Origin of the sequence: Scrofimicrobium canadense (genome assembly GCF_009696615.1) — a bacterium.
Lineage (GTDB): Bacteria > Actinomycetota > Actinomycetes > Actinomycetales > Actinomycetaceae > Scrofimicrobium > Scrofimicrobium canadense.
Genome location: NZ_VULO01000015.1, coordinates 25,914 through 42,937 on the forward strand (window position 1 = coordinate 25,914; position 17,024 = coordinate 42,937).

Annotated in this window: 11 protein-coding genes and 3 pseudogenes; 6 read left to right on the top strand and 8 right to left on the bottom strand. The window is 56.9% G+C overall.

Features of this window, described 5'->3' with window-relative positions:
- Window positions 1-21: 21 nt before the first annotated feature.
- From FYJ24_RS11255 to FYJ24_RS11280, 6 genes and pseudogenes are all read right to left on the bottom strand, one after another.
- The gene (locus FYJ24_RS11255; RefSeq protein ID WP_154546448.1) at window positions 22-1,416 is read right to left on the bottom strand and encodes a restriction endonuclease subunit S; all 1,395 of its coding nucleotides are present in this window, start codon (window positions 1,414-1,416) and stop codon (window positions 22-24) included.
- The gene (locus FYJ24_RS11260) at window positions 1,413-2,885 is read right to left on the bottom strand and encodes a class I SAM-dependent DNA methyltransferase (protein WP_154546450.1); all 1,473 of its coding nucleotides are present in this window, start codon (window positions 2,883-2,885) and stop codon (window positions 1,413-1,415) included. The genes FYJ24_RS11255 and FYJ24_RS11260 overlap by 4 nt, the downstream gene beginning before the upstream one ends.
- Before the next feature lie 16 nt (window positions 2,886-2,901).
- Entirely contained in the window at window positions 2,902-5,304 is a 2,403-nt protein-coding gene (gene hsdR / locus FYJ24_RS11265; protein ID WP_154546452.1) for an EcoAI/FtnUII family type I restriction enzme subunit R, read from the bottom strand.
- 149 nt (window positions 5,305-5,453) lie between these two features.
- A complete protein-coding gene (locus FYJ24_RS11270; RefSeq protein ID WP_154546454.1) occupies window positions 5,454-6,899 on the bottom strand; it encodes a coiled-coil domain-containing protein in 1,446 nt (481 codons plus the stop codon).
- Window positions 6,900-6,980: 81 nt separating this feature from the next.
- Window positions 6,981-7,187: pseudogene (locus FYJ24_RS11275) on the bottom strand (IS3 family transposase); the annotation flags it as partial.
- Window positions 7,188-7,218: 31 nt separating this feature from the next.
- Window positions 7,219-8,471: pseudogene (locus tag FYJ24_RS11280) on the bottom strand (IS3 family transposase).
- Here FYJ24_RS11280 and FYJ24_RS11285 point away from each other — a divergent pair.
- The 3 genes from FYJ24_RS11285 to FYJ24_RS11295 are packed head-to-tail and all read left to right on the top strand — an operon-like array spanning window position 8,470 to window position 10,702.
- Window positions 8,470-8,919 carry a hypothetical protein gene (locus tag FYJ24_RS11285; RefSeq protein ID WP_154546456.1) on the top strand — a complete coding sequence of 150 codons (450 nt, stop codon included), beginning with the start codon at window positions 8,470-8,472 and terminating at the stop codon, window positions 8,917-8,919. The pseudogene FYJ24_RS11280 and the gene FYJ24_RS11285 overlap by 2 nt on opposite strands.
- Window positions 8,920-8,921: 2 nt before the next feature.
- Complete coding sequence (locus FYJ24_RS11290) at window positions 8,922-9,539, top strand: hypothetical protein (protein ID WP_154546458.1); 618 nt, start codon at window positions 8,922-8,924, stop codon at window positions 9,537-9,539.
- A gap of 2 nt (window positions 9,540-9,541) precedes the next feature.
- Window positions 9,542-10,702 carry a hypothetical protein gene (locus FYJ24_RS11295; RefSeq protein ID WP_154546460.1) on the top strand — a complete coding sequence of 387 codons (1,161 nt, stop codon included), beginning with the start codon at window positions 9,542-9,544 and terminating at the stop codon, window positions 10,700-10,702.
- 173 nt (window positions 10,703-10,875) lie between these two features.
- On the opposite strand, the gene FYJ24_RS11300 is transcribed toward FYJ24_RS11295, so the two are convergent.
- Entirely contained in the window at window positions 10,876-12,441 is a 1,566-nt protein-coding gene (locus FYJ24_RS11300; RefSeq protein ID WP_154546462.1) for a cell wall-binding repeat-containing protein, read from the bottom strand.
- A gap of 781 nt (window positions 12,442-13,222) precedes the next feature.
- On the opposite strand from FYJ24_RS11300, the pseudogene FYJ24_RS13590 reads away from it, so the two are divergent.
- Window positions 13,223-13,333: pseudogene (locus FYJ24_RS13590) on the top strand (recombinase zinc beta ribbon domain-containing protein); the annotation flags it as partial.
- A 563-nt stretch (window positions 13,334-13,896) separates the two neighbouring features.
- Here the strand turns inward: FYJ24_RS13590 and FYJ24_RS11310 are convergent.
- The gene (locus tag FYJ24_RS11310; RefSeq protein WP_154546464.1) at window positions 13,897-14,658 is read right to left on the bottom strand and encodes a metalloregulator ArsR/SmtB family transcription factor; all 762 of its coding nucleotides are present in this window, start codon (window positions 14,656-14,658) and stop codon (window positions 13,897-13,899) included.
- A gap of 90 nt (window positions 14,659-14,748) precedes the next feature.
- Between FYJ24_RS11310 and arsD the strand changes: the two genes are divergently transcribed.
- The gene (gene arsD / locus FYJ24_RS11315) at window positions 14,749-15,123 is read left to right on the top strand and encodes an arsenite efflux transporter metallochaperone ArsD (RefSeq protein WP_154546466.1); all 375 of its coding nucleotides are present in this window, start codon (window positions 14,749-14,751) and stop codon (window positions 15,121-15,123) included.
- Complete coding sequence (gene arsA, locus FYJ24_RS11320) at window positions 15,123-16,904, top strand: arsenical pump-driving ATPase (protein ID WP_154546468.1); 1,782 nt, start codon at window positions 15,123-15,125, stop codon at window positions 16,902-16,904. Before arsD ends, arsA begins: the two co-directional genes overlap by 1 nt.
- Window positions 16,905-17,024: the final 120 nt, after the last annotated feature.

Genomic DNA, 17,024 nt, shown 5'->3' on the forward strand with positions numbered 1-17,024 from the left:
CCCGCCAACTATCTTGTGGAATCACGACACCAGCCCCCCAATCTCTCGCGCCAGGGGTAGTGCTCGGTTGAGCTTGGCAGCAATGCGTTCCTGCTCGCCCACAGGTGGAAGAGGAACGGGTACTACTTTCAGCTTCTCGACTGAGAGTCCAGGTTGTGCTGTTGCGGTGGCGTACTGATTCAAGTTCAGTTGCTCTAATGCAAGAGCTGCCCAAGTGGGAGATGTTCTCCCGAATGTCTCGACTACCACCGCATGCTCCGTCGCAAAGAAGCGCCCCGAAGCCACATTGATATTTCCGCAAAGAGCGCCTTGACGACCGATGAGCGGGTAAGTTCCGTCTCTGTTGTAGTCGGCCACATAACCCCTGAGCCCGTTACCTCCGTAACACGGATACTCTCCAACTTCAGAAATGTCTCCAACGGCGACGTTCTTGCCCGCCTGCATGTTGAACACGTGGCCTAGGCGCGACCAAGCCCAACTACCTGGCAGGGCAAAGGGTTCGTCTGTTTTGTCCACTGGTGGCAGTGGTTTCTGCTTCTTGATTTTGCCCTCCTTCTCGAGTTGTTGGCGTTCGGACCTGATGGTTTCGAGGAGTTCGTCTGCGGTGCCGTCTTCGGGGTGTTGTTTGGTGAGTTTGCCGCTGATGGCGGCTTGGAGGATCGCGCGTTCGATTGCCTTCGCGAACTCGCGGTCTAAATGCTCTCTCTCTCTCTCGAGTTCAGCAAGCTGATCGATGAGCGGCAGAACCTCATCAAGTTTCGCGACAATCCGCTCCTGCTCTGCCAGCGGCGGGAGCGCAAATGGGTGTTTCAACAGGAAATCAACGGTGATCCCCTTGACAGTGACTCCAGAGCCAGTGATTTCTTGACTCTCGTACCAGTACAGAAAGAACTCGTTATCAATCAAGCGATACAGTTCAAAAGCACGCAAATCCTGATTGATTGCAGTCTCAATCAGAGTCATCACTGCCTTGCCTACTGCCATTCTCATGCAAACAATAAGACTTCCCTCGGGAACAACGTTCGTGGATGAGTGATCCACTCCTTCAATGGAGATGCGATCCGTGGTCTTTACAAGGTAACGACCTTTCAAATCCTTCACACTCGCCCACGGGATGTTGCCATTCCAGTACGCAGGCACGTTCTTGGATGGGGTCCCTCCGCCAATATGATCGATCACCAAGTCTCCAAACCGTGCCCACTCCCAATTGGAAGGTATCGGGAATGGCCGATCTTCATCCGTGATGGGCGGAAGGGGCTTCTGCTTCTTGCGTTTCTTCGCTTTGACCAGCGCGTCTCGTTCTGCAGCGATTTGTTCGAGGAGTTCTGTGGCGGTTCCGTCTTCTGGGCGTTGGTCGGTGAGTTTGCCGCTGATGGCGGCTTGGAGGATGGCGGCGCGGAGGCGGTCGGCGATCATTCTGTCACCGCCAGGAGTGCTTCGATTTGGGCGATCTTGGCGTCGATTTGCGCGTCAAGTTCGGCGCGTTTCGCCTTGTACTCAGCGATGGTCTCTTCTGGGCTGAGTACGACTGTGGTTGCTTGTGGGAAGCCGCACAGGTCAAGGTTGTAGCCGCCCTCGATGAGATGCTCGGCGGTGAAACGTTGGGCTTTGGGGTTGCCGTCGGCGTCTTCGATCTCGCGGCGATCCGCCCACCACTCGGCGGCGTCATCCAGGTGTTCTCTCAGCATCGGCCTGGTCTTTGAGAAAGCCTTGTAACCTTCGGGGAGATCTACTCGGTAGTACCAGGTCTCTTTCGTTGCGCCGATGTTGTCGAAGAACAGCAGGTTGGTGGCAATTGAGGTGTAGGGCGAGAACACAGAGCCCGGCAGACGGATGATGGTATGGAGGTTGAATTCCTTGACGAGCCGTTCTTTCAGTGCGAGTTTTGCTCCGTCGTTACCGAAGAGGAACCCGTCCGGTAGTACGACCCCGGCTCGTCCGTTTCGTTTGAGTCTGTAGGTGATGAGCGCGATGAACAAGTCCGCAGTTTCGGATGAGCGGAAGGCTTGTGGGAAGTTCGCCTTCACCGACTCTTGTTCAGTTCCCCCGTAGGGTGGGTTCATGGTGACGACGTCGAATTTCTCGCTGTCTTTGAAGTCGCGTACGTTGCGTTCGAGCGAGTTGCCGTGGATGAACTGCGGCTGGTCGACATCGTGTAACAGCAGGTTGGTCACGCCGAGCAGGTACGGCATTGGTTTCTTCTCGATGCCGTAGACGCTGGAACGGTATGCCTCTCGGTCTTCAACAGACTCGACTTGTTCGTCGAGGTGTTTGAGTGTTGAGGTGAGGAACCCGGCTGTTCCGGCGGCGAAGTCCGCGACGGTTTCACCAAGTTTGGGGTTGATCATTTCGATCATGAAGTCGGTGACCGCGCGCGGTGTGTAGTACTCACCGGAGCTGCCCGCGCTTTGGAGTTCTTTCAGCAGGGTTTCGTAGATCTCGCCGAAGGCGTGCCGGTCTGCATAGTCCTCGAAGTCGATCTCGTCGATCAGGTTGACGAGTTGTCGGATCAGGATCCCGTCCTTCATGTACTGATTCGAGTCCTCGAACACTGCCCGAACCACTGATTGGCTGAGCGGTGTCGATGCGGTGATTGGCAGTGATTTGAGGGCTGGGAAGAGTTCAGTGTTGAGGAATGTCAGGAGTTCTTCACCGGTCTTGGAGCGTCCGTCTTTCCGGTCGGGTGCCCAGGATCGCCAGCGTAGCTGTTCGGGGATGATCGACTCGTAGGCGGGGTTGTGGAACTCCCAGTCGGCTTCTTTCGCGTCGTAGACCTTGAGGAATAACAGCCAGGTGAGTTGGGCGATGCGTTGGGCGTCGCCGTCGACCCCGGCGTCTCCGCGCATGATCTTGCGAGAGGTTGAGATAAACGAGTTCAAGCTCATTGGCTACTTGTGCTCCTTATGCAGCTTCGTAGAGGGCATCTTCGAGTTCACGAATGGCCTGAAGGTAGGCGTCGCGTCCTCCGAAAAGGCGGGCAATCTTCTGCGGCGATCCGTACTGGGTGAACGGGTCAACGCTGAGGATTCTGGTTGTTTCGATTTCAGATATACCGATATCTGCGTACTTATCCAAGAGCGCTTCCAACACTTCGCGGCACGTGTCGGAGTATTTGTGGAGGTAACCGCGCTTCTTGACGTGATCGATACGCTCTTGTTTGGTCAGTGGAGGCTTGTCGAAGGCAACGTGGAGGATCAGGTCGAAATCGTCAACGTCGAAGAACCTACCGTCAGCTTCTTCGCGTATCGCCTCAAGGAAGACGCCACGGCTGCTGAGCTGGCCGATAAGTTCGTCTTTCCGCTCGGCCTGCGACCAAGCGGTAAGAAACGAGTCGAGGCTGGAGTACGTGTTCAGCAATGACCGTTTCGAGAAGTCGCGGATCGATTCGGTCACGAGTTTACCGGTGACGGGATCGACGTACTGGACGCGCTCGTTGAGCAGTTTGACTTCAACACCGCGAACTCGCACCTTGCCTTGCTTTTCAGGGTCTGGGTCGTCGATCCAAGGTGGATCGCAGATGATCACATCATCTGGGCCGAAGTCCTCGATGTCATCTTCAGACCCGGGGTCTTCCACGGTTTCGTCGTCTTCTGGCCATTCGGGTTCGGGGATCTCGCCGTCATCTCCAGGCTCGGGCAAAGGCATGTTTACGGTGCCAGCAGGGTCTCCATCGAAGTCGGGATCGGCGAAGTGTCGGGTGGAGCCACGGAAGTCCATGATCGTGAAGAACTCTTTGCCGTGTTCAGGATCAAGCCTGGTGCCGCGCCCGACGATCTGTTTGAACTCCGTCATTGAGCCAATGTTGGACTCCAAAACGATAAGCTTGACCGTCTTGACGTTAACCCCAGTGGTGAGCAGTTTCGATGTGGTCACCACGGTTGGGTACTGCTCGTTGACATCAGCGAAGTTGTCGAGCTGATCTTTGCCTTCTTTGTCATCTCCGGTGATCTTCATGACGTACCGGTAGTCCTCGATGACCCGTTCAAGGTTCTCGTTCGCGAGGGCTTGGCGCATTCGTTCGGCATGCTCAATGTCGACGCAGAACACGATGGTCTTCGAATCTGTGCCGTACTTCTCCAGCCAGGACGTCACGTACTTGGCGACCATCTGGGTGCGCTCGTCAATTATGAGGTTACGGTCGTAGTCCTTGACGTTGTACTCACGATCCTCGACCTCGTTGCCGTCGACGTCGACCTGTCCCTCGAAGGGTCGCCAGTTCTCCAGGTCGACGTCCAAGCCAACACGGATCACTTTGTACGGGGCGAGGAAGCCATCCTCAATGCCTTGTTTCAAGCTGTAGGTGTAGACGGGTTCGCCGAAGTAGTCGATGTTCGATACTTCCTTGGTTTCTTTCGGCGTTGCCGTCATGCCGATATGGATAGCGCTCGAGAAGTAATCGAGCACCCGCCTCCACAGTGATTCCTCGCGTGCTGATCCACGGTGACACTCGTCAATGATGACCAGGTCAAAGAACTCGGGTTTGAACTGCCGGAATGGCTCCTCGCCTTCCTCACCGGCGAGCTGCTGGTACAGGCTCATGTAGACCTCGTAGGAGGAATCAAGGTGCTTGCCTTTGACCTTGGTGATGCGGCCTGAGAGCGGCTCGAAGTCACCTGTGATGGTCTGATCAATCAACACGTTACGGTCGGCCAAGTACAGTACCCGCTTCACTGTGCCAGCTTTGAGGAGCCGCCAGATGATCTGGAATGCCGTGAACGTCTTACCAGTTCCGGTGGCCATGACCAGGAGTAGACGGCGGTCGCCGTGTGCGATGGCTTCCAGCGTGCGGTCGACGGCTATCTGTTGGTAGTAGCGGGCTTCTTGCGGTTTGAACGGGTCAACATGGTATGGCTCAGCGATCAGTGCCGCACCCTGAGCGTCGAGTCCCTTGCCAACCAGGTAGCGCTGCCACAGCTCTTCTTCGGTTGGGAACTCATCCAAGCCGATCTCTCGCTCAACACCGGTGAAGAAGTCGTGCTCGATGAAACCCTTGCCATTTGACGAGTACGCGAACGGAGCGTCAAGCTTCGCCGCGTACCCGAGCGCTTGTTGAAGGCCTGCCCGGACTGTGTGTTCCATGTCTTTGGCCTCAACAACCGCGAGCGGCTTACGCGACTTCGAGCCGAGCAGTACGTAGTCCGCTTTGCTGATCTCGCCTCGTTTGGTCTTGGTTCCTTGAACAATGACCTGGCCAGGAGCGATGACAAGCTCCATGCGAAGCTGCTCTTTACGCCAACCAGCCGTCTCTGTGATTGCAGGAGTGATGAACCTGAGCTTGACGTCCTCTTCAGTGAGTCGGGACATTGGGCTCCTATCGCGCGGCATTGGAGGGGCGCGGATGGTACCGGGCCTTAACTAGTCATTTTACTATCGGTTTAGTTGGAACGTCTGTTGCGCTGTTCAGCGAGGCGCATGTTTCCTGAGGCCTGCGAACGAGGACGTTCTTTTTGGTGTCACTCAGGGTTCTCTAACGCGTCGGCGGGGAACAATGCGCCGTCCTCTTCGTTCCCGTCTGGTTCGGTTTCCGGCACGCTCTCGCCTTCTTCGCGGATTTCACCGAGGAAGCCGGGGCGGTCTGCGTCCTCTTCCTCGCCGAAGACCAACTCCATGGTGCACTCAACGTCGAAGGTGCTGGTAGGGGTGGCGTCAGTGTTGTTGAGAATGATCAGCTGGCCCTGGTTGCCAGTGTCGATCATGTAGTCAAAAAGGTTGCGCAGCAGGCCGGTGACTGGCCTGCCCTTCCCATCGCGGCTAGTTACCAGGTTGTGGCCGCTCTTCTGGTGTTCCAGACCGAGCGTTGGCGTGTCTATGACAACAATGGTGGGCTTATGGGCGGCGTGCTCGTGGATGTAACGACGCAACGCGAGGAGCGTGACGGTGTTGAAGAACGCCCGGTAGCTCTTCCCGTGTGAGCGTTTGGCTTTGCGGCCCACGCGAATGTCGAAGGTCTCCTTGTCGAAGTAGGCGCGCTCAGCGTCAGCGTATTGAGCTTCAGTGAGGACATGACGCACGTAGGCGGTCATGTCGGTGTAGAAGCTGACTGGAAACTGGTCAGCGGGGTGGAAAGCTACCTTGGGTTCCACGGGGTCGAGCACATCTTCAAGCTCGTCACCCAGTGCCGCCCGGTACTGCTCGAGCATGTCCTTCTCGGCGGCCTTCTCTTGATAGGCACGCAAGGCTGCAATCGTGACTTGGCTTTTCGTTATCTCCGGCATCAGCTGTTGAGAAAGCTGCGTCTCTATTTGTTCCTGCTGCCTGCGCAGTCCAACCAGCGTTTGTTCTTGGCTGTTGATTTTGTCCGCGAGGGTGCTTTGGACTTCGGTGAGGGCTTGCAAATCAGAGATGATCGCGTCGGCTTCGGCCTGGGCGGCTTCCCGCAGGTCGTCATGGTCGTGGTCTTCTAGTTCGCTTCCGCAAAGCGGGCAGTCCGGCGGGGTGGGCATTTCGTCAACGACCTCTTGCACTCCGGCGGCGAAGGTGAGGCGTTTGATGTTGCCAACGTACACGGTTGCGAGGTCGTCGTACCTGGCAGCCGTGAGCTGGTCTGCTGCGAGGTCTTTTTCGCTGTCGCTGATCTTTACAGTCAGCTCTGCCAGGCGCGTTCTTGCATCATTTTGCTTGGTCGAGAGGGTTTCGAGTTCTTTGCTAAGGGCGCGTAGGTGCTCGTCAACGCCGTGTGCTGGCTCATCGTCCAGTTCGTCGGCCAGCTCACCGATGCGCTTCTCGTAGAACGTGATCTGATCATTAATGCGCGGGACGAGGATCCGTTTGCGCAAGCCCTGCTCGGCCGGATCCTCATACTCTGCGATAGTTGAGAGGTCCTGGTCGTAGAACAGGGTCAGAAACGCTGAGAGCGCCGCATGCTTGTTGGTGGTGAAAATGGACTCTTCTGCGGTCACGCGCCCCTCACCTCGGTGGAGAGTGTCCGAGAGGTTTTTCCAGGCTAGTGGGACTACTGAAGGTTTAGTTGAGTCTGTGTCTTATGCTGCCTGTTGGTCAGCTTTTCTCATTATCAGCTCAAATTCGATTGGTGTCATCTTCCCTAACCGACGTTGTCGACGTTTACGGTGATATTTCCCCTCAATCCAGGAAACAATCGCTAGTCTGAGTTGTCGCCTTGAGTTCCAGGATTGTCTATCGAGCACGTTCTTTTGCAGGAGAGCGAAGAGAGACTCCATTGCCGCGTTTGAAGCGCCCTGGGTTTAGTGGAGACTCAGCTCATTTGATTTCAACCAGTTCTTTGGCGCTGGTAACCCCAGCATAGAACTTTTCTTCATACTCGAGCGGAGGCACATCCCCGAGATACCCGTGCAACCGTTTCATGTTGTGCCAGTGCACCCAGCCCAACGTCGCGAGCTCGAGATCATCGATCGTTTTCCACGGCCCCGATTTCGCGGGCCCGCGCACCAGCTCAGCCTTGTAATACCCGTTCACGGTCTCAGCGAGGGCATTGTCATAACTGTCCCCGACAGTTCCGATCGAGGGGGTCGCCCCGATCTCCGCGAGACGTTCTCCATAGCGAATGGAAGTAAACTGGCGGCCCGCATCGCTATGGCATCGCAGCTCCGGGAGGTGCTTCCCACGCGACCAGCGTGCCATCTCGACCGCGTCGAGCACGGTCTCGGTCTTCATGTTCGGCGCGCATCGCCAGCCCACGATCGCGCGGCTGTATGCGTCGATGATGAAGCACACGTAGGCGACGCCCTGCCAGGTCGGTACGAACGTCAAATCGGTCACCCATAGCTGGTTCGGTCCATCCGCCTTGAACACGCGGTTCACGAGATCAGGATGTCTGGGCATTCCCGGGTCAGGCTTCGTGGTCTTCACTCGTTTCTCACGCCGCACGCCCTCGATCTCGAGCACTTTCATCAGCCGGCCGACCTGGTCGCGGCCAATATTGATGCCCTCACGCTGTGCTGCTTTCCAGAGCTTGCGCACCCCGTAGACGGAGTAGTTCGAATCCCAGAGTTCGAGTAGTCTGGGCGCGAGCTCCGCATCTCTGATTTGCCGAGCTGATGCTGGCCTGCCGTTCGCCGCGTAGTACGTCGACGGGGCCACCTACAGTACGCTGCAGATGCGCTCGACCCCGAGTCGTCGGCCGGCGACGATGTCGTCTTTGTTTTGGTTAATGAATCGAACTAGTTCCGGTGTTGGCGGTCGAGCTCCGCCCCGAAGAAAGACGCGGCCCGCTTCAAAATTTCATTCGCGCGCTTGAGTTCACGGTTCTCTTGTTCAAGCTCGCGCATCCGTGCCTGCTCGTCAGTGGTGACTCCGGCTTTCACGCCGCCATCAATGTCGGCCTGGCGGACCCAGGCGCGCACCGACTCGACTCCGTAGCCGAGTTGATCGGCCACGCGCGTGGTCGTGCCTTGGCTCCTCCCGAGCTCGGCGCGGAGGGTGCGCACCATTCGGACGGCTGCCGCTTTCTCTTCAGCGGAGTAGCGGCGTCCCTTGTTCTTGTGTTGGGGCATGGTCCCATTCTCGTTCCATAACTCTGGAGCCTCCACTAAGCCCAGGGCGCTTCAAGTGAAATCGTCGTTGACTGTTGCCCCAAGGTACCGCGGCACTCAGAACATCACGGGTATCAAGGCATTCTTTACCACGACAGGTGTGAATGCCCAGCGATTCGTCAAGTTTCACATGACCACCTTTAGGAACGGGAATTGGGTTGGGCGGATGGCGCAGCTGGTAACGCGAGAAGCTGATGTCGGCAGGCAGGTGAGTGCGTTGGCGAAAGTTAGGAGTTATGGGATACGGACACCTACGGTTATGCGAGCTTCCCGTGATGCTGCTTTATACGTGGGCGCTGCTGGAATAGGAAGCGCGCAACACTATGGCGAGAAGTTCATGAACCTTTTTGCCGGTGACTCTTCATCTGTGAGCGCCAATGATGTGAGGAGCTACTACGATTCAGAGTGACAATGGAATCTCACAACTCGTTTGAAGGCGAGGTTCGATTTCTCCTCCCGTCAGCCTGGCGCGCTATCGATCTTACGGATTCACGGTCACTAAAATCACGCGTTGCTGAGTACATGAATGAGCGGCTAAGAGATCGTGACGTCCCACGCCAAATCAGACGCGATATGCAGCACCGAGTGTTAGATGAATGTCGGCGAGGCGGGGCCGTAGGAGGCAAGTTGTGGGCGACACTGGACATATCTGACGCGAGCGGATCGGTTGCAGCAGAGGTCCCCATCACTCAGGTGCCGGTGAGTGCATCCGCAGCCAAGGACGTGTCTCTCAAGGATGTCTTTGATGGTTTTGATGGGTGGGACAGGATTATCGGTAAGTGCGTGCGTGGATTCCGCCACGTTACTGTCGAAAACACAGATGCTAGCTCTGTGCTGGATCTGAAAGAGCAAACAACAGCACCCATAATCGTTACTCAAATGGTTGTTGTCTATCGCGTGGAGGTTGAAACAGCTGGCCTCTTTCAGTTCACTTTCATCTCGCCGAATCTCCCTCTGATGCCCGTTCTTGTCAAGGTATTCGATGCTATCGTGAAGGCCACTAGCGTTGTAGCGGCACACAAGGGGTGACAGTGGTGAATAGACCTTCCGCAGATTTTCCTTTCTGGTTGATGCCCGTAGTGCTCCTTGGAGCAACGATGGGCGTCATTCGGTTTACGACAAGGGACTACTCCAGGGTAGAGATCGTGACCGGCTTAGGGCTTGCTGTCATCATCGTGATTTTTGTGTTCTGGTGGTATCTGACACGGTGGGGAAGGCTTTTGCGGGCGCTGAGACGCAAGTTTCCTCATGAGCAGAGTTTTCTCACCTGTAGCACAGTCGAGTTGGCGCGGATTTCGAAGCGTAGAGGCTGGAACCTGGAGATGGCGCAAGAAGGTGGCAGTCCCGTCGTCGTTGTTTGCCGGGGCAGTGCGGTTGAGTTATGGACGTCGGTGCGCAAGAATGCTGCTCACGCCACCATCCCGTTGGAGTCTTCGATGACGTGGAAGCCCAAAGAATGCACGGTCTACCGTGAACCGCGCCCCGGGTTTGCACTGGTGGGGCCGCGCGGAGGACTGGAGCTTGCACTATGCCCAGGAAAATATGCGCCGTCACTGAAGAAGCGCGATCTCGTCTCGGAGTCGTCGGAGCTCATTGAGCAACTGGCGGCTCAGACGACCTCTGGTAATACAGCGCAGAGATGCAGGGAAAGCGAACGGAGAGAAGGAAAGATGGCTGAGCTTGAGCTTGTCACGTCGGATGAATGGCATGTGTGGAGCAGAGACGGCGTCTTGCCGCAGATGGAGAATGTTGTCCTTGAGGACCTAGTCGAAACTGACATGTGTGAGAGCCTTCAGGACCCCAATTGTGCTCTCGGAGCAATCTGGACATCGGCTTCCGCTCCAGACACGTGGGGCGGAAGGATGTCGGTATCGATCTATCCCGGTGAGGAGGAGCCATTGCCCTCTGCAGACGAATTGCTGGCGGCCGTTCAAGGAGAGCCGGAGTATCCAGGCGCCAAAGTCCTCAGCAGTCGCGTGTGGTCGGAGCGAATAGCTGTCGGAGACGTCATCGGTCAGCGCTTGGTGGTCCAGCCCGAAGACGGCGACATGGCGCTGGTGGTTCGCGCTACTGTACGGCCTGAGAATGTGAACATGCTGTACGTGCTCGACTTCTTCTCTGACGTCATGGATTCTATCGGAGAATTTGAAGACTCGATTGCCGATGTGGTGAGGAACCTGCGTCAGAGCTGACGCCTCGACAATGTCTTGACCCTCGGAGAGGGCAGTCGTTCGACGTGACGTCAGCGGAGGCGGGGTTTCCCCTCATCACGAGAGAAGAAACCCCGCCTCGGTTGGTGTCTTCAGGTGAGACTCACCTGAGAAACGCCGCTACTTGCACTGGGTGAGATTCGCAACGGCTTTAGTCAACACCGTTTCCCCCCGACCAGAGTAATCCGCTCTGTCGCTGGGTAATGTGCGATCACATTCGTTGTCATGCAATTCGTCTTGGTCAATACCAGGCGTTCGCGAGTGGAGTCGAGCGCTGAGACTGCCACGGCAGTGTCAGCGGCGCTGGATCCACTGGTAACCCACACACGCGACACTTCACTGGCGTTACCCAGCTCACTATCGATTATGTCGTTGACCTTCGCGGCAGTGGCATACCGGTCATCTCCGGCGAGTCGACTGGTGTCGGACACCGCGGACTTGAAGGACCGCTCTGTGGCAGCGCCGACAGCCGACGTACCGCCAATGATGCGAACCTTCGTTGCCCCGACAGCCTTGGCTGCTGCAACTGCAGCCGCATCGCCGGCTGTGGTATTTCCTGAGACAAGGAGAGTGGCACCCTTCAGGCCACTTGCGTATACCGTTCCTGCCAGAGCGTCAGCGAAGTCGCGGCCGGTGGCCACGGTAACAACACCGAGGCTCCCGCCGTTGAGTGCGGCAGTCTCCTTGAGCACCTTGCGCGACGTCTCATAGCGATCCGTACCCGACAGTCGCTTGATTGTGCTGTTGGCGGGAAGCGTGGAGAGAAGCTGTTTCTCTGCCAGAGGGCTCACCGCCTGCGTTCCACCTACGATAGTGATCTGAGAGACGGCCCGCGATGAAAGAATCGCACGCATGTCCCCGGCAACGTAGTTGGAGTTCACCAGCACCAAAGTCGCGTCCTGTGCCTTGGCCAGTGTTGTTGCTGAGACTGCATCGGCAAAAGACATGCCCGTGGCAACCACGACCTTGCCGCCTTGCTCAACTTGCTCAGCAGCGACCTTCGCTGATGTCTCAAATCGAGTGGCCCCAGAGAGGCGATCAACTGTGACCTCAGGTTTGTCAGCGTCAGTCACAGTCACAGTCACTGCTGCAGAGACCGTCGGTGTTCCAGCGGAAGACACGGTGACCGTGGCAGTGCCTGTTTTGGTAGCAGTGATCAGCCCCGTGGGACTGACGAGCACGCCACTACCGGTGACCGACCAGACGACAGTCTTGTTCGTGGCGTCGTCGGGCAAGACCGCAGCAGATAGCTGCACCGAGTCTCCCACCTTCAGGGACAGCTTTCCGTTCACCACACCTGCTCCGCTGATCTGGATTGAATCAACCTCAACAGGGGGAGCGGGAGCTTCGGTAACCGTGATGGTGAAACTGGTCGTGACCTTCGTGTCACTGGTCAACGTCACCGTGACAGTCTTGGTGCCAGCGCTCGCCATGTCCACTGTCCCGAGAGAATACTCGTCGGATTCGAGAGTTCGCTTCGAACCATCGGACATGGTTGCCTCAATGGCGACACCCGAAGCTGAGAATTCTTCCCCGACTGTGTAGCTTGTCTTGGTTGGCAAAGACTTCACTGCAATGGATTCCACAGTGGCATCTTCGCTTGGCTCGTCACCGAATAGCTCAACGATGCTGAGAGCGCGATCCCACACTCGGAGATTGTCGATTTTGCCACCAAAATAGGGATCGTTGTAGAAGGACTTTCCAATGTGCCCTAGAAGCAATAGTTACGGGGCTAATCGATGCCCTGCCATTGCTGCTGGGAGCCGCCTTAGAACTGGTCCTTGGCCTAGCCACTGGGCTGCTGGAGGCAATCCCGGTTTTAGTTGAGGCACTGCCTGCGATTGTGGAGGCGATCATCGGGTTTTTGACCGAGGCGATCCCGCTGATCATCGACGCAGGCATCACACTCCTCACCGCGTTGGTTGAGGCGTTGCCGCAGATTATTACGGCCGTGGTTGCGGCGATCCCAAAAATCGTCTCCTCACTGATCAGCGCCATCATTGGTTCAATCCCGCTGCTCATCGACGCGGGCATCAAGTTACTCATTGCTTTGATTGGGGCGCTCCCACAAATCATCGCCGCCGTGGTCGCGGCGATCCCACAGATCGTTGGTGGCCTAGTCGCGGTGGTCCTGGGTTCCATCCCGCAGCTGGTTTCTGCAGGCGTGGAACTCTTGGTCTCGCTCATCAAGAACCTCCCAACCATCATCATCGAGATCGTTGGAGCCGCCGGACAAATCATCACCGTCCTGGTCACCGCCTTTGGTAACGGGTACCACTGGGGGCACCACGGCTCAACTATCTGCTCAGTTGGACGTAGTGAGGGGGTGCCCGGTAGCCGGGTGGCAGGCCAGCCGACGAGTCGGGGCCGGGTAGCGGGTAAGCCCTTAGAGGGCCAATCCCTAGAGCGGTGGAGCCTGCGGGAGTCCATTGGTTACGTTCCCGAGACCGGGAGCCGGGACCATAACAAGAGTTACCGGAAGGGGACCCCTTCTCCGCCAAGATTCGCTGCGGACAATGCGGGGGATGGTTCGGGCGCAAAACCTGGCACTCCACAAGCAAATACGCGAGACACATCTGGCGATGCAACAACAAATACGAAAGCAACAAAACCCGCTGCGTCACACCTCGCGTCCTTGAGACCCAAATCGAAGAAGCATTCGTAGCAGCCCTCGCAGAACGCATGAGCCAGACTTCCACGACATCCGAGGTGCTCGAGGACCTGGACGCCACGGTCTTCAACACCGAGAAACTCCACGCCGAACTTGCTGTCCTTGATGAGCAAGCCGAGGGTTTGGTTGCCCGCATGAACAACCTGGCACGCGCAGGCGCTAAAACTGCCATCGACCCCGACCGATACGAAGCGAACTATGAGAGCCTCGAAACCAAATACGAAACCATCGACGCAAAACGCCTCCAAGTGGAAGAGCGAATCCGCGACCTCGAGTACCGCAGCCGTCAAGCCCACCAAATCCACGACTGCCTACAAAATCAGCCGCCATTGGCCTACACGCCCGAAGCGTGGAACACCTTGGTCACCGAAGCCAACGTCGATGCAGACGGGACGATTACCATCTGTTTCAAGGATGAACCTAGTTGCTGGTTGCCGTGCACTCTCAGTCGCGAGGGAAGTGGCACTTCCGTGTGCAATTTGTCAGTTAGCGGTGGTGTCTTGGCTTATGGCGTGATTACCGTGCGACTGAGTAGGTCTCGAACTTTTGCCTCGATTGTGTCGCGGATTTCGCGCACTTCTGGATGGGGCCTGCCGGATGGGTCGGGAATTTCCCACTCTTCGTAGTGAGTGCCGGGAAAGACTGGGCAGGTCTCGCCGCATCCCATGGTTATCACCCAGTCCGCCTCTTTAATATCGGCTGGGTCTAGCTTTTTTGGATCCGAGAGTGGGACTAGGTTGATCTCATCGAGGATGTCGGCCACGGCGGGGTGCACTTCAGGGGCGGGCTTGGTCCCAGCAGAAAGTACCCGTATGTTAGGCCCAGCCATGGAGGCCGCTATTGCAGCCGCAATTTGAGAACGGCCCGCGTTTTGTGTGCAGGCGAACAGAATCGTGACAGGACCGTCGGGATCATTTGGCGCACAGCGTTCTAGCGTGTCCATCCGGTTCGTCACGGCTTGGAGAACATTTTGGTCAAAGGTGGCACTGACCGTGTAGTAACTCCACTTGCCTTCTTTGCTGCGCTCAAGAATCCCTGCGTCCACCAGTTTCGTCAGGTGGTGAGAGATCGTTGAACGACTCATGTCGAAGACTTCAGGAAATGAGCACGCGCACACTGGCGCGGGTGAGCACTGGCTGACGAAGGCTGCCAGTTGCAGGCGAGTAGCGTCCCCTAATGCGGCAAATGTGCGGGCCGCAGCCAGTGCCTGATCTCTCTTCATCAACGTGGGTGCTGGACAACAGCTCGGGCCCGTGTTCATGGTCATACCTGAATCGTATCGGACGTTTCGACAAGCATCAAAACGTTCACTAGACTATCGACGTGTCGACGATCATCGAAATGTATGGAGGACTAAATGCGAACTGTTCATGTGTATGACCCAGCCCTGTGCTGTTCATCTGGAGTGTGCGGTGCCGATGTGGACCAGGCCCTTGTGGATTTTGCCGCTGCGGTCAAGCAGGTAGAAGGTGAGGGCGTGCAGGTCCGCCGCCACAATCTGGCTTCTGAACCTGCCGATTTTGCTACCAGCGAGGTGGTCCGAAAGTTCCTGGAGGTCTCGGGAGTCGATGGGCTCCCGGTGGTTGTTGTTGATGATGTTCTCGCCCTTTCTGGCGTGTACCCGACCGTTGAGCAGTTACGGATGTTTGCTGGTGTCGCAGTGGCTCCAACACTCGGCGCCTTACCGATTACTCAAGAGTCCGACGGCTGCTGTTGTGGAGGTACCTGCTGATGGGATTGCCGCGCTCGAACGCCAAGCACCTGTTCTTTACCGGAAAAGGAGGGGTAGGCAAGACAACAGTGGCTTGCGCACTGGCAACACAATTCGCTGACGCAGGCGAGCGAGTCCTATTGATTTCCACCGATCCCGCTTCCAACATTGGACAGGTATTTGGCAAGAAAATCGGTCCGACCCTCACTGACTTGTCTGACTTATTCGCAGGAACCAAATTTGATGCCATTGAGATCGATCCAGACGCGGAGGCCACCGACTATCGTGAATCGATCCTTGGTCCCGTGCGGGGCTTACTCCCCGCAGAGGTGTTAGCAGCCACAGAAGAAACCCTGTCGGGCTCCTGCACCGTTGAGGTCGCTAGCTTCAACCGGTTCACCCAGTTCCTCACCGACCAGGGCATCCAAGATTCGTATGATCGAATCATTTTCGACACCGCCCCGACTGGCCACACTCTGCGCCTTCTTTCTCTACCCGGAGACTGGTCCTCTTTCATTGAAAAAGGCGCTGGTGATGCGTCCTGCCTTGGCCCGATGTCTGGACTGGAGAAAAACCGACAGACATATCAAAGCGCTGTCGAGGCGCTCAGTGATCCGGATGTGACCGACCTGATCCTGGTGGCTCGTGGTCAACGCTCCACATTGGATGAAGCTGAACGCACTGCCGTGGAGCTTTCAGCTCTGGGAATCAATCCAGCCGGCCTAGTGGTCAACGGGCTACTTCCCAAATGGGCAGTCACGGATACTCTGACCGAGAACATTTGGGGCAGGGAACAGAGGCTATTAGCAACACTTACTGACGGTTCTACCTATCCAAACCTTGCCAGCGCAAACATCTATCCCCTCGAATTGCGGGCACGGCCCGTCATGGGAATAGACGGCCTGCGTGGCCTTGACGAACCGGAATCTCCAATCGGGCCAGAGACAGCCCTGGGGAGTGTCGGTGAGGATACTGGAACGGAGCTTGCTAGTCAGACCTTCGCTGAAGGGTTATCACCCCTAGTGGAGGACTTGGCAGCCGGGGAACCCAAGTTGGTCCTTTGCGTGGGCAAAGGGGGCGTAGGTAAAACGACGATAGCTCAGGCTCTCGCCGTTGAACTAGCGAAGGCCGGTAAGCCAGTCCATTTGTCAACCACTGACCCCGCAGCGCACCTGGATCTAGAGCTCGGAGCGAAAATACCCGGACTGACCGTGTCAAGCATAGACCCGGTGCGGGTAGTGGAGGAATACCGCGCCGAGGTGCTCGCAACAAAAGGCGCAGATTTAGATGCCGACGGATATGCACAACTGGAAGAAGACCTGCGAAGTCCATGCACCGAAGAAGTGGCAGTATTTAGAGCGTTCTCCCAGGTGGTGGAAGAGTCCCAAGACCGTTGGATTGTCCTGGATACTGCCCCCACGGGCCACACTTTGTTGCTCTTGGACGCAACGGGGTCCTATCACAAGGAACTTATGCGTCAATCCGGGCAGCAGACCTCTGCCACCACGCTAGTTCGCCTCCAGGACGCCTCAGTCACCAAACCGATCATTGTCACACTGCCCGAGACCACTCCGGTACTTGAAGCCAAATCCCTGGTCGCGGACCTCGAACGCGCCGGAATTACGCCGATGGCGTGGGTTGTTAACCAATCGCTGGACGGCGTCAACACCACCTCCAGATTCCTCCAAAGGCGTGCCGCCGCGAACCACGACATTATCGAAGACCTCAAACGAGAAGTCGACAAGCCGATCATTGAGCTGCCCTACGTCGAAATGGAACTGGCGCAGCATGAACTAGCCTAGTAAGGCTCACTTACCCGCGAGGGCTAACAGACAATCTGGCGACTACCCCGCGCCGTTGGCGCTCCTCTCGACCATCGATCGATGGCTGCCAGCATGGATCGTCGCAGCCATGGCAGCTGG